Origin of the sequence: Amycolatopsis sp. NPDC058278 (genome assembly GCF_042881395.1) — a bacterium.
Lineage (GTDB): Bacteria > Actinomycetota > Actinomycetes > Mycobacteriales > Pseudonocardiaceae > Amycolatopsis.
The window spans coordinates 29,171-42,605 of the sequence record NZ_JBHVXZ010000047.1; the positions used below are offsets into that span (position 1 = coordinate 29,171).

Annotated in this window: 10 protein-coding genes and 1 pseudogene; 1 reads left to right on the forward strand and 10 read right to left on the reverse strand. The window is 68.0% G+C overall.

Annotation, left to right across the window (positions count from 1 at the left end):
• Positions 1-22: 22 nt before the first annotated feature.
• The 4 genes and pseudogenes from ACFVYA_RS24405 to ACFVYA_RS24420 form a co-directional block, all read right to left on the reverse strand.
• Complete coding sequence (locus ACFVYA_RS24405) at positions 23-3,304, reverse strand: phosphodiester glycosidase family protein (RefSeq protein ID WP_387048208.1); 3,282 nt, start codon at positions 3,302-3,304, stop codon at positions 23-25.
• Positions 3,305-3,427: 123 nt separating this feature from the next.
• Positions 3,428-4,141 carry a maleylpyruvate isomerase family mycothiol-dependent enzyme gene (locus ACFVYA_RS24410; protein WP_387048156.1) on the reverse strand — a complete coding sequence of 238 codons (714 nt, stop codon included), beginning with the start codon at positions 4,139-4,141 and terminating at the stop codon, positions 3,428-3,430.
• A gap of 57 nt (positions 4,142-4,198) precedes the next feature.
• Positions 4,199-4,609 (reverse strand): nucleoside-diphosphate kinase, encoded by a 411-nt coding sequence (gene ndk, locus ACFVYA_RS24415; protein WP_310972320.1) that lies wholly within the window; start codon positions 4,607-4,609, stop codon positions 4,199-4,201.
• 59 nt (positions 4,610-4,668) lie between these two features.
• Positions 4,669-5,472: pseudogene (locus tag ACFVYA_RS24420) on the reverse strand (alkaline phosphatase D family protein); the annotation flags it as partial.
• A gap of 52 nt (positions 5,473-5,524) precedes the next feature.
• Here ACFVYA_RS24420 and ACFVYA_RS24425 point away from each other — a divergent pair.
• Positions 5,525-7,156 carry a recombinase family protein gene (locus tag ACFVYA_RS24425; RefSeq protein ID WP_387048159.1) on the forward strand — a complete coding sequence of 544 codons (1,632 nt, stop codon included), beginning with the start codon at positions 5,525-5,527 and terminating at the stop codon, positions 7,154-7,156.
• A gap of 195 nt (positions 7,157-7,351) precedes the next feature.
• On the opposite strand, the gene ACFVYA_RS24430 is transcribed toward ACFVYA_RS24425, so the two are convergent.
• The 6 genes from ACFVYA_RS24430 to ACFVYA_RS24455 all read right to left on the reverse strand — a co-directional run bounded on the left by ACFVYA_RS24430 (position 7,352) and on the right by ACFVYA_RS24455 (position 13,412).
• A complete protein-coding gene (locus ACFVYA_RS24430) occupies positions 7,352-8,638 on the reverse strand; it encodes a pentapeptide repeat-containing protein (protein WP_387048160.1) in 1,287 nt (428 codons plus the stop codon).
• Positions 8,639-9,069: 431 nt separating this feature from the next.
• Positions 9,070-9,495, reverse strand: coding sequence for a hypothetical protein (locus ACFVYA_RS24435; RefSeq protein WP_387048162.1), 426 nt, complete (start codon positions 9,493-9,495; stop codon positions 9,070-9,072).
• The gene (locus tag ACFVYA_RS24440; protein ID WP_387048164.1) at positions 9,492-11,873 is read right to left on the reverse strand and encodes an FtsK/SpoIIIE domain-containing protein; all 2,382 of its coding nucleotides are present in this window, start codon (positions 11,871-11,873) and stop codon (positions 9,492-9,494) included. Before ACFVYA_RS24440 ends, ACFVYA_RS24435 begins: the two co-directional genes overlap by 4 nt.
• Positions 11,870-12,748 (reverse strand): hypothetical protein, encoded by an 879-nt coding sequence (locus ACFVYA_RS24445; RefSeq protein ID WP_387048165.1) that lies wholly within the window; start codon positions 12,746-12,748, stop codon positions 11,870-11,872. Before ACFVYA_RS24445 ends, ACFVYA_RS24440 begins: the two co-directional genes overlap by 4 nt.
• A complete protein-coding gene (locus ACFVYA_RS24450) occupies positions 12,745-13,083 on the reverse strand; it encodes a hypothetical protein (protein WP_387048167.1) in 339 nt (112 codons plus the stop codon). The genes ACFVYA_RS24445 and ACFVYA_RS24450 overlap by 4 nt, the downstream gene beginning before the upstream one ends.
• The gene (locus ACFVYA_RS24455; RefSeq protein ID WP_387048169.1) at positions 13,080-13,412 is read right to left on the reverse strand and encodes a WhiB family transcriptional regulator; all 333 of its coding nucleotides are present in this window, start codon (positions 13,410-13,412) and stop codon (positions 13,080-13,082) included. The genes ACFVYA_RS24450 and ACFVYA_RS24455 overlap by 4 nt, the downstream gene beginning before the upstream one ends.
• Positions 13,413-13,435 lie beyond the last annotated feature (23 nt).

Sequence of the window (13,435 nt, forward strand, 5' to 3'; positions counted from 1 at the left end):
CCACCGACAAAAACCGAACGGATTAGCCGCGGACCGTGACGACCAGCGTGGCCGTCACGCCGTTGACCGTCACCGAGAGCCGCGCCACCCCCGGCCGCAACGCCGTCAGCACGCCCGTCGACGGATCGAACGAAACGACGCCGCGGCCGACCGTCCAGCCGGCGCTCACCGGGTACGACACCGGCACGTCGCGAGTCCCCTGCCGCAGGGTCGCCCGCACGCCGGCGCGCGCACCCGGCGCCAGCGACGCGGGCCCGGTCAGCGACAGCGCGTCGACGTTCGGCCGCGTCTCGAACCGCACCGGCCGGCCGCAGTCGGCCGGGTCCACGCGCAGCAGCGTCCAGCCGACGAACCCGCCGTCACCGGGCGCGGCCGCGGGCGCCTTGCCCGAGTTGCCGTTGACCAGGTACGGCACCCCGTCGACCCGCGACAGCGAGAACACGCCGGCGTGCGACGCCACCGCGGCGGCCGGTTTGCCCGACGCCTGCTCGAACCCGGTGAGCCACTGGGTCAGCAGGGTCGCCTCCTTCCGGTCGCCGAGCTGGGAGTTCCCGGTCGGGCTCGGGTCCTGCACCGGGTGGTGCATGGCGACGACGACCCCGCGCACGGACTTCTCCGCCGCCGCCGAGTCGAGGGCCGACCGCAGCATCCGGACCTGGTCGAACCCACCCGCCCGCAGCGAGCCGCGGGAGGAGTCCAGGAGCACCAGCCGGATGCCGTGGACGTCGACGACCCGGTGCGTGACCCCGAACGCGGCCTGGAAGTTCGCGAGGCCGTTGCCGCCTTCCGCCTCGTGGTTGCCCGGGACGTAGTACCAGGGCACCTTGCCGTCGAGCTCGTCGGTGATCACCTGCCGGGCCAGCACGAAGTCGGGCACCGTGCCGCGGTCGACGAAGTCGCCGTTGATCAGCACCAGGTCCGGTTTCGCCGCGACGGCTTCACGCAGCGCCCGCCGGGCCTGGGCGACCAGCGGGCCCGCCGGGTCGTCGGCGGTGAACTGGGCGTCGCTGACCACCGCGACCCGCAGGTCACCGGCCGGCACGCCGCCGGTGACCAGTGCCGGGTCGTGCGGGGCCGGGTCGGCAGGCACAGCGGTCGTCGGCGCCACTTCGAAGGTCAGGTCGTCGAACCCGAGCCGGCCCTCGTACTGCTGATCCGGCACGTTCTCGACGGCGTAGAAGCGCGCCAGGCGCTGTCCCGCGGGCAGCCCGGCCGGGATCGCGGCCGTGACGTACCGCCAGCCCGTCCAGTCCACGCTCAGCGAAAGGTCCACAATGGACGCCACGTTCGCGGCGTCACGCAGTTCCGCCCGCAGCCACGCGCCCTTGCCGTCGCCGTCGACCCACAGCCCGAGCTTCTGCGTCCCCGGGGGCACCGGAAGCGGCGAGGACGGCGTCACGTAGGCCGCGCGCGTCGCGGTCGTGCCGGTCAGCCGGTAGTCCAGCGCCAGCCCGGCGCCGCCGTCGTGGCCGGGTCCCGCGGAGAGCGCCGCGCCGACGACCGCCGGGAACACGGTGGTCGTCCAGCCCGCCGGACCGTCCAACGGCGACGCCACCTGCGCGACGGTGCCGGCCGATGCGGCCAGGTGGGTGGTCAGGCCCGCGGCCGTCGCGGTGATCGCGGTCGCGCCGGAGGAGGTCAGCGCGGTCACCGCGTAGCCGTCACCGGACGGCTCGACCCGCACGACCGAGTGGTCGTAGTCGAGCTTGACGTCGTCGGGCTCGAGCCAGGTGCCGTAGCCGTCGGCGTCGTAGCCGTAGACCTTGAACGTGCTTCGCGCGCCCGCTGTCGACAACGCGACCTGTTCGGTGCTCGTGCCGAGCCGGACCGGCTTGCCCAGCACCGAAAGCGCCGCTTTCCCGGACACCCGGCCGGAGCGCGCGACGACGTCGACGTCCCCCGCGCGGTGCCCGGTGACGACACCGCGCGTCACGGTGGCCCGCCGGAGGTCCGACGTGCTCCAGCGCGGTTCGGCGGCCACCGCGGCGCCGGTTTCGTCGTGGCCGTCGGCGACCAGGTGCCGGGTGAGGCCGGACAGCACGCGGTTCGCGCCGGTCGTCGCGACGGCCGGCGCCGGGGCGAAGCCGGTGAGCTTTCCGCTGCCCGGCACCGTCGTGAAGCCGATCCCGTTGGGCACCAGGCGTTCCCCACCGTCGGACGGCGAGTTCCGGACGCTCGGCGCGGCTTCGCCCTCGTTGCGCGCCAGGAGCGTCGACGACCCGCCGCCGTCGAGGTTGATGGCGTCGTCGGCGCCGAGGCTCTTCATGTGCCGCGCCAGTTCGAGCTCGGTCATCCCGCGGCTGTCGGCCTGCCGCCCGTCCACGGTGGCCAGCCACAGCTTCCGGCCGTCGGCGGAGAACCCGACCGCCGTCCGCGGGTGCAGGGCGACGTCGTCGACCGGCTGCACGACGCCGTCGCGGAGCAGGACTTCGTTGCCCCCCACGGCGACCGCGATCTTCCCGGCGTCCGAGCGTGGCGCGTAGGTGACGCCGGCCGCGTCACCCGGCCGCAGCGCGGCGAGCGCGTCCGCCCCGGCTTCGCGGGCCAGCAGCACCGTCGTCCCCGCCGGGATCGGGCCGTCCGCCGGCTGCTCGCGCACGGCGGTGACCACACCGTCGCGGAGTTCGGCTTCCCGCACCCGGGACGCCTCGGCCACCGAGGTCGCGCGCCCGGAAGCGCCCCACAACGGCGTGTAGACGCCGATCGCGTCGGCGCCCAGGACCGGGCTGTTGAAGTTGGTCGCCCGCACCGTGCCGCCGGGCAGCGTCACGGTGGCTTCGAGGAACACCGAAGCCAGCGCGGCCTTGCCGGCGTCGGTGATCGACGCGGTGAGGTTGTGCCCGGCGGCGGGGGCGGTCTGCAGCTGCCCGTGGTCGATGCCGACGCCGATCGGCGCGCCGGTGGCGCTGATGTCGAAGAAGTCGCCGTTGACGCCGGCCACCGCGCCCGCCCGAGCGATCTGCTGCGACAGCGGCGTGCGCGCGGAAACCGTCCCGGGGCTCAGGTACCTCGGCTCGAGCACCTTGCTGCCCAGGTCGACGGCGAGGGTGTCGCCGCGGATCCAGCCGGTCGGGTCGAACCGGTCGAACTGGGTGAGGTTCAGGCCGGGCGCGACTTCGGTGGTCGCGCTGCCGGTGACGAGCCCGTCATCGGGATTCGCGGCAGCGAAGCCGGCCGGGCCTTCGTGGGCTGACGACGCGGCGGGTGCGGCCTCCACCGGGGGCGTGCCGAGCGGCGCGGCCAGGGGGTCGGCGTGGGCGGGAACGACGAACGCCGTCGCGAACAGGGTGACGAACGGCAGCACTGTGTGTGACTTCTTCACCGAGTACCCCAGTATCGAGTGAGAGTGACCCGGACCAGCACAGCGCAGCGGCACGGCCGGGGGAAGACTTCCCGGTGAACGCCGCCTGAATGGTCTAGAACACCCTCATGGGGTCAGCGGTGCGGCGAGGAGCGCTTCCGCGGCCTCGCCGGTGGCGCGCGGGTCCGGCCCGGTGCGCTTCCACAGCCGCAGCAGGAGGTCGCGCGCGGAAGCTTCGACGCTCGCGCCGCCGGAAGCGGCGGGGCCCAGCGCGGGCGGCTCGCCGGGGTGAACGGTCCAGACGTCGCCGGTGTCGGTGGCGCGCAGGGTGACCGGCCCGGGCAGCCGGGGCACGGCGTGCCAGCGCGTCACCCGCGGCAGCATCGCGCCGAGGACCTCGTCGACGCCGTCCGCGGCCACGGCGGGGTCGAGCACGTGGTCGCTGCCGAGGTCGGCGAGGTGGATGGCGGTCTCGTGCACCTGGCGGCGGTACCAGAAGGCCTTGGTCTTCCCGGTGCCGCCGAAGTGCCAGCACGGGTCACCGGGCTCGGCGGCCTCGAGCTCGACGAGCAGGAGCCGCGCACTTTCGGCGTACCACGACGCCAGGTCGCCACCCGCGCCGACGGCGAAGTCCTGCGGGTGCACCTCACCGGTGCGGACGACCGTCGCGGCCCAGCGGTGCACGTTGCCCAGGTGCGTCGCGAGGTCGGTGACGGTCCAGCCGGCGCAGTCGGGCACCGCCGCGGCCGGGTCGGCTGTCCGCAGGGCCTCGGCGAACGCGCCGGTCAGCTCGGCCAGCACCGGGAGGTAGTCGCGCGGTGCGAACGGCATCGTCGTCATGCGGGCTCCAAGGAAGAGGAAACCGGGGCCACGCGGACGTGGCCCCGGTTCACGGCATCACAGGTCGGGGAACCAGAGCTTCAGCTCGCGCTCGGCCGACTCCGGCGAGTCCGACCCGTGGACCAGGTTGTACTGGGTCTCCAGCGCGAAGTCGCCGCGGATGGTGCCCGGGGTGGCCTTCTCGACCGGGTCGGTGCCGCCGGCCAGCTGGCGGAACGCGGCGATGGCGCGCGGGCCCTCGACGGCGAGCGCGACCAGCGGGCCCGAGGTGATGAACTCGAGCAGGTCGCCGAAGAAGGAACGCTCCTTGTGCTCGGCGTAGTGCTCCTCGGCCAGCGCCTGCGGAACGGTCCGCAGCTCGAGCGCGGCGAGCTTGAGGCCCTTGCGCTCGATCCGCGAGATGACTTCGCCGACGAGGCCGCGCGCGACGCCATCGGGCTTGACCAGGACCAGCGTGCGTTCAGTCACGACGGTATTTCTCCTTGGTACGGGTGCGTATCGGTGCGCGCGAGCCTAGCCGACCCTGCTCAGCGCCCCGCCGGGTGCAGTGTCTTCGACCACAGCGACGCTCCGGTGGCGTCGCGGAGATCGACCGTGAGGTCGCCACTGGCGCCGTCGACGTTCAGCTCGCCGAAGTGCTGGAAGCCGTCGATCGGGGCCGTGTTCGCCGCCGGCGGGGCGTGCACGAACACCGCCTGCGGACCGAACGTCGGGTCCAGCGCGTTCGGCCCGAACGCGCCCGCGTTCAGCGGGCCGGACACGAACTCCCAGAACGGGTCGAAGTCCTGGAAGGCGGCCCGGTCGGGTGAGTAGTGGTGCGCTGCGGTGTAGTGGACGTCCGCGGTCAGCCAGACGACGTTGCGGACGCGGCGGCGCTGGATTTCCCGCAGCACCCACGCCAGTTCCGTCTCCCGGCCACCGGGTGCACCCGGCAGGTTGTTCGCCACGGCTTCGATGTTGGTGCCGTCCGGGACGACCAGGCCCAGTGGCATGTCGGCCTGGACGATCTTCCAGGTGGCCGTGCTGCGGCCGAGCGCGTCGGCCAGCCAGCGGGCCTGCGCGTCGCCCAGGATGTAGCCGGGTTTCGTCTGGTCCGCGGTGTTGGCGTTGCGGTAGGTCCGCATGTCCAGCACGAAGATTTCGACGCGCGAGCCGTAGGTGAAGCTGCGGTGGACGCGGCCGTCGACGGCCCGGCGCGAGTCGATCGGGTGCCACTCGTGGAACGCCTGGTACGCCCGCGGCGCCAGGACGTCGACGCGCTTCTCGGTGTAGGCCGGGTTGTCGAGGATCTTGCCCGGGTACCAGTTGTTCAAGACCTCGTGATCCCACCAAGCGCGTCAACCAACTACACTGACAAGGCGTCTACCAGCGAGGATACCGACCATGAGCGCACCGGCACCCCGGAAGAAGCGGCGGTTCAAGAAGCAACTCAGCGAGCGGCCGGCGGTTGTCCCGTTCGACCCTGAGGGCGACGCAGCGTTGTGCTACGTCCGTCAGTCGCACTTCTCGGACGAGAGCACGTCCAGCGAGTCGCAGGTAGGCGACACGCACCGGTGGACGAATGCCTACGGCATCCCGATCGCCGAAACCGTCCAGGACCTTCACGTTTCCGGCGACTTGGAGCCCGAGAAGCGCGACGGGTTGAGGCTCTGGCTTTCCGACGCGCCACCGAAGCCGTGGAAGACACTAGTCGTGTCCAAGCTGGATCGTTTGGTGCGCAATGTGATGGACGCGCTGACCTTGCTGGAGTGGCTCCGGGCGCGTGGAAAGCGGTTGATCTGCATTGCCGAGGGCATCGATTCCAGCAATTCCATGTCCGAGTTCATGATTACTCTGATTGCGGCGTTCGCTCGTATGGAACGAGAGCGCATGAGGGAGCGCTTCCGTTCGGCCAAGGCCCGGCTCAAGGAAGCCGGTCGCTGGGGTGGCGAAGGGCACATCTACGGAACCATGCCCGTCGAACTACCCGGCGGCGGCTGGATTCTCGGACTGGACCCCGTCGCGGTCAAGATTCTTCACAAGCTGTCGAAGATGGCGCGATCGGGGACACGCCTTATCGACATGGCTCGCTGGTTGAACGAAAATCAGGTCGTGACGCCGCGAGACAGGCAATTGCAACTGGGAGCCGAGCGGCGCGGTGAAGATCCCGCCAAACTTGAACTACGAAGGTACGAATGGCAGGGCAACACATTGGGTCGCCTGCTCACAGATCCAGCCTTGGTGGAGTTCGGAATCTTCGAACCCGCCGAGCAAGCCGAGATAGTCGCCCGACTGGAAGAGAAGTCGAAGCGGAAGACCCGAGGCAGCAACCGGCCATACGAGTTCTCCGGCATCCTCGTATGTCCGGAGTGCTCAGAAAATCTGTGGCACCGACTGACCGTCGTGAAGCGGGGCGGCAAGAACGGAAAACCAGCGGTCGAATACCAGTACAGGTTCTGGCAATGCCCATCACGCAAGCACGGCCCGGCCATGAACGCGGAAGAAGTAGAGCCGTTGGCCACCCAAGCGTTCTATAAGATTTTCGCAATGGTTCCCGTTCGCGAGCGCATCGTTTTGCCGCCGACCAACCACGCCAACCAGATAGCGAAGCTGGAGCGGGAGTACGGCAAGCTGATGTCCGGAGTCGCGCGAGCCAACTCAGCGGAGGACCGACGCCACATCATGGAAGACGGGGAAAAGATTCTTGCCGACATCGACACTCTAAGGGCACTTCCAGCCGATCCCGGAGGCGTGCAATGGGTTCCCACTGATCGGACCTGGCAGGAAGAGTTAGCAGGGATGTCACCGGAAGACCGCCGTCTCAGGTGGCTTGAACTAGGCTTCTCGTTCGCAGTGCAGAAGCGGTCAGACGGCACGTGGCGGGCCGGGTGGCGTCTACCGGATGGCTGGCGAGACGCCATGCCGGAAGTAGCCGAGTGGTACAACCACGGTGCCAACACCAACGAGACGATTGAAACCACCGAGATACTCGACGTGCCAGCTCCACAAACCACTGAGCCCCGAGACGCCGATTGACAACAGCGCGGGTACCCGAAGCCGCCACGGCCGATTCCTCGCCGAACAGGCCATCTCAGGCACAGTAAGTGCCGTGCTAGCTTGACCGCAGAAATCAGCAGGACTGCCACGAGCACCGATAACAACACTCAAAGCCCTCGCTTCAGCGAAGGCGCTTTCGGTATGCATCAAATTTCTAGAGCCGCAGTAAAGTGCTCACTCTTGTTCACCGAATGTCAACTTTCCATCCTTTATGATCCAGCCTGGCGGCCAGGTGCACTTAGCCCGGGATTCGACCACGGAAGCACCGTTCAAGTTGATTATTTCGCCGCTTCCTATCTCTAGGTCGGCAAATTGAACGCGATCAAGCTTCCCTGCGCCGGTAAATTCGGAATCCTGAAAATTCGCGCCTTTATTAAAGGTAGCCCCGGAAAATATGGCAGTCCTTTGGAAAGCTGCTTCTTCAAAGGACGGCAGCTCTACGAACGTCGATTCCCTGAAGGTTACCGCTCCTCGGAATTCGTCGTTCATAAAAAGGGCCTTCTGGGCAAATTTGACACCCCTGAAGCTTGTGAAACGACGGAAATGAGATAAGTGAATGTGAAGCTCCGCTTGAAAGTCGACCCCTTCAAAGCTCACTCTCTCGAAGAATTTGGTTATCGCAAAGTTGGCAAAACCGCGAAATTCTGCCTCATCGAAACGAGCGCGACTCATGAACTTTACGCGCTCAAAGTTCACTTGACCCTGGAATTTAACCCTACTAAATACGGTCGGCCGGTAGAATGTCGCCCCTTCGAAATTGACTTCTGAAACTTCACATTCCGTTAGGTCAAATTCAACCAACGACGCATCTCTTAGATCGAGCGTGATGCCTGGCCAATAGCTCGATCTATCATATGGTGCTAAGTGCCGCCTCAGGATACCCTGTGCAGTTCTTCGGACATCCAGTTCAAGTCTGCGAGAGGCGATTAATTCGTCGTCGTCATTGGCTTCCGTGACTGTCGCCTCTTCTTCGGAGTAACCGTACATATCTTCAAGGTGGCGCCGGTCTTCGGGGTCGATTTTCAAGGGTGGCGGAATATATGGCTCTCGCAGGTATGCACATATGCGATCTACTACCGTTTGCTGCAAGCTGGGGTGCGCCTGCGCAAGTCGTTCCAGATCCGTAAGGCCGCCGATGCGAACCGCAGCTTTATCGCTTCCAAGTTGTTCGCTGGACTTGGCGGACAATTCGTTGATTTCCTTAGCTCGGTCCGCTGCAAGCTGTCTATAGTGCTCTCGCTGGCCCAGGCGAAGCCTTTCAACCGCGACGACCGCCGCAAGGACCGCCAGGATAGCCGCCGCGCTTTTCCAGCCAGTGTCGAAGGCGTCTCGATGTTCAGCGCGCGTGCTTCCCCACAGTATCGCGGCGACGACAAAGCCGCCTATTGCGCTTGACGGGAGCGCGATCCCCAGCCACCACCACGAGAATGGACGCGGGGTGGAGTCACTGTTCGGAGCCATGCCACTATTTCATCACGCGGGTGTTGTTCGGGCACTATGCCGCCCGTGTCGGCGCTTGGCGTCTCGACAGACGCGGTGGCAATGCCGCAGACCAAGGCGCAAGCTGGCGACATGCGTGGAGGGTTGTTTCTAGACCGTCTGGCCGCCTCCGGGGAGCGAGCGGCGGAGCGTGGTCAGACACGGAATCTGCGTCGGGCAGCGATTGAGCGCGCGATACGGCTCCCCCTGCTGAGCGGTACCGCTGTACTCGCGGTGGTGACGTGGTGGTCGTCCGGTTGGGAAATGTGGCCGTGGCTGTTCGGCGGGTTCGGAAAGCTGGTGGTGATGTTACTGCTGGGCCGAGGCGTGCCGCTGTCGTGGCGACTACCGGTGCCGCTGCCCGCCCAACGGCAGAGCGCCCCTTCGCCACGTGGCGAAGGGGCGCTCTGCCATCACTCCAGGACTGGCGTCGCCGGGAGCAGCGCGTCACATATCGCGCCGATCTTGGCAGCTACCTCCTGAAGATCGGCGCCATCGACAGTGACCCACAACGCGCCGTCAGGCCCCGGTGTGAGCGTCACCGGCGGGTAGCCCCGCTTGGGCGGTGCCGACCCGCCTGCGGCCTGTTCAGGCTCTGGTTCGGTGGTGCCCTGCCAGACGGGTCGACGCCGGTCGGTGTCCGGCTGCTGCTTTGCACTGTCCAGGCTGTTGCCACGATCTCCGTCAGACGTGTCGTCTTTGTTGGTTCCTCCGGCGCCGTTAGGGCGACCGTCCTCTGCGTCGCTGTGGTAGTTGGGGTCATGGTCGCTGCCTCTCCGATGACGGTGCGCTGTGATCTGGTAGGTGGTGCCGGGATGGTTGGGCAAAGGGCGAGTCACCTCCCCTCGTCCGGTCGGCGGGGCGACAGGGAGGGACCTTCGCCGGTCTCGGGATTGCTCGGGTTTCGGCCTGATCCGGGGACTGGTCGGCGGGGCGTCTCTGGAGTCCCTGAGCCGTGTTTCGCCTGGTCAGGACGGGGACTTTCGCCCAGGGACCCGTCAGGGAGAAGTCCCTGAGTCCCCGCCGGGTCCCTGCCCGCATCCCTGATATCTGTGCCCCCGGCGCGGTCGCGGTTGGCGAGTACGGCGGCCACGTCGTCGGCCCGGATCACCTTGTTTCCGTCCGACTTGACCGGCCCGATCCCGTAGGGAGCAAGCGCAGCCGTGAGGTCGCGGAACGCCCACCCCTCGTACTCGCCGGGATCGTGCCGAGCCAACCGGGACAGGATCACCTGAGTCCGCACTCGCTTCTCCCCATCTAGGACCGCCGCAACGTCGGCCAGATGGTCAGCCACGACCGGCGCCGCATCCAGCTCCGGCCGTGCGGTGGATCCGACAGCAAGCCCCGCCTCCTCGATCAACGCGACCGCCCGCACGATGATCGGGGTGACCTCGTCGGCCCCGTCCTCGAACGGGACGTAGAACGTGCGTACCAACTCGAACGTCTCGTCCGTGATGCCGACCGCGACGCAGGTTCCCCGGTCGGTGTTGATCCGTAGTTCGGTCGCGCGGATGCCGGCCGCATACTTGCCAGAGCCCAACAGGCCGTCATTGGCGACCTGATCAGCCACCGAGAACGCGGCGCCGCACGAGACGTTGCGGGTGACCTCCCGGGGAATGCTGTCCTTCGTCGGCGACTGGGTGGCCAGCAGCAGCACAATCCCGTACTTGCGGCCCCGCTTGATCAACCGCACTGCCAGTTCGGCGGCCTTCTTGCCGTACTCCGGGTGCTGGAACAGCTCGTGGCACTCGTCGATCCCGCACACCAACGGGTGCAGGCCGAGCCCGGCCTTGTCGGCGAGCTTGCGCGAGACCTTCGGCGGACGACCCGGCTGCTCTCCGAGAATCTTGCCGCGTCGCTCCATTTCGGTCAGCAAGTCTGCCAGCGCAATCGTTGCCGCTTCGGCCACGCTGTCGTCCATCCCCATTCCGTAGCGGGACAGCCGGGGCCGGAACGGTTCAAAGTCCGGGGACTCGCCCATGACGAACGACCACAGTTCGGCCGTGGGATCCAATGCCGCGCCCAGCAGCAACGTCCGCAGCGCGGCGGACTTGCCTTGCCCGGGACGGCCGCCGATGAGCCAGTTCACTCCGACCAACGGCGCGTTGATCACCCTGCCGCGCTGCGACAGTCCGAACGGAACGCCGTCAAACACGTCGACTTGTCCATCGTGGACCAGTGGCCATTCGCCGGCCCCGCCCCGTAAGACGCCCTTATCGGCGACCCACAGGTCAAGCACCCCGTCTTCGTCTCCTTTGGTAGGCCATGTTTCCAGCGATGCCCGACCGAGGTTCGCCGCCAGCTTCGACCGACGCGCGGCGACCATGTCGGCGGTCACCCCGAGCGGCAACCGGACCTGAGCGAACGTGCCGTCACCGTCCTTACGCGCGGCCACGGTGTAGACCAGCTCCCCGCCGTCACGGTAGAACCGGTCAAGCGGCGCGATGCCCAGATGCGCCAGCGCCTTGGAGATCATCCGTTCGTCAATCCAGGAGTCGGCATCTTCACGGTCCGGGCGGACCAGCCATCCGGCACCCGGGGCGCGGTCGCGTCCTTCGAACGCTGCCGCCACCGCCCACACCATCGGAGCCGCGATCAGCAGCAGCGGCACGACGACCGTGAGAGCCGACCACGCCACTTCCACACCCGTGTATACGTCGACCAGCCACGGCCACATGTCCGCCCGGTCCATCACCGAATCCACCAGCCACAGCACCCCGGCGACCGGTCCGGCGAACCGCAGCGTGATCGCCACCCGGCGCAGCACGATGCCCAGCCGCGCCCACCGCGCCGTGGCATCGGACCGGATCAGCTCCTGCGCGACGCGGCGCGCTTCAGCGTCTCCGGACAGCCGAGCCCGGCGAGCGTCGGCACGGAGATCGGCGTAGGTGGCCCAGTTCCAGAACTTGACCAGCCACCGCCAGTTCCCGCGCAGCACGAACCACACCAGCCGGAGCACGTCCAACGGAGCTTTCCGCACCCGGTAGGCGGACACCGACCGCGCCCGCAACACTGAACCGGATCGCCACACTCGGCACGCCCAGGCCACGCACCGCTGCCACGGGCCACCCCGTCGGCCGGCTGTCCGAGGGCGCGGCTGCGGCAACGTGTCGTCGATCAACTCAGCGTCGAGCACCGGGCCGACGTGTTCGACGTCCCGGCCGCCGCTGCGGGCCAGCGCGGCAAGCTCGTGGTCCTCCCGGTTCGGTTCAGTCATTGCCGCGCACCCCCCTTGCCGATCTCTGCGGAGAGCGCGGCGGCGAGCCGGAAGGACAGTCCCCGGGAACATCCCGTGGTCTCCCGCACCCACGCCGGGGTGATCTCCACACCGGGCGTCCAGGTGGCCCGGGCGTCGGCGAGGTAGTCGGCGAACAGCTTCCGCCGAGCCGGACGTTCCCGACGCGGCTCCGGTGTCACCGGTTCAGGACCTGACACGTTCTGCTCACTTGCCAGGTCGGTCGGTTCGTGATCAGGCCTGTTCGGTTCGTGGACCAGCACGGTCGATCCTTGAACCCCGACCGCTTCACCGGGCTCCGCCTGATCGGTGGCGTTCATGAACGCCACCGACACGGCTTCGGTGAGCTTGTCCCGCAGGTCGGTGACCGCCTCGGCAGCGACGAACACGACCAGCGGCGGAACGGAGTGCAGGACCACCCCGGCCGGCGACCCGGCCGACCACGATGACCAGGTGTTCATGACGTAGGTGGCTGCGAGCGTGAGCCACTTCGCCGCCCGTACCCACGCTCCCGTGTGCACCTGGTACCGCGCGGTCACCTGCTCAGCACGCAGGATCGCCAGCAAAACCAGACACACGGTCGGATCGAGTAGCCACGCCGTCAGCCACGGCAGCGACCCGAACTCGGCCCCGGCGGCCGCGAACCACTGCACGTTGGCCGTGGTGAAGGCCAACCCGAGCACGATCCCGGACCAGCACAGGCGGTCCACCTGTGCCCGGACCCGCTCTACCCGCAGCGCCACCACGTCCGGGTGGGTCTGCCAGCGACGGACGTCGGCTGCCTCAGCCGCGTCTTCGGCCAGCCGCCGCGCCCGCCCCTCCACGGCAGTCGTCTCGTTCTGGTTAGTCGTGGTCATGGGTGACCACCACCCCGGCGGCGCGTGCTGGTGGTGTCCATGGACGTGACTGTCAGAACACGCGTCAGGACGTAGGCCGCGATCAGGTCCGGCACTCCGAGTACCACCAGGACCAAGGTCGGGTTATGCACGTGCGTGATCACGAGCCACTGAACGCCCGTGAACGCCGCGCCCGTGAACAGCACCCGCCCGGCCAGCGACACCACCCGGGAACTTGCCCGCGCCGCGTCGGCGGCCCGGCGAGCCTTGCGGGCGCTCCAGCGCCAGACCATGAACAGAGCCAGCATCACCCCGACTCCGGCGAGGATCTGTGTCGGCGTGAGATTGACCGTCATCGCGCCTCACCACCCCGGCGGCGCACCCACACCGGATGCAGGGCACGCCGATCGGTGTCCGGCAGCGCGCCCCACACCCCGACCGTGTCTGGCCCGGCCATCCGCAAGTCCAGCTCTCGACATTCGTCGATCACCGGGCACCCGGCGCACATCCCGGCAGCCAACTCCCGGTCCGGCGAGCCATCGCCGGACAGCTTGGGCATGTCGGCCCGGTCGAAGGCCCAGAAGCACAGACCGTTCCTGGTCACCACTTCGTTCAGCACGTCGTCCGGCACGTCGGCGTACCGATCGAGCTGGGCGGCCATCTCCTCGTAGTCGTAATCGGTCATCGCGCACCGCCGCTCAGCACGCG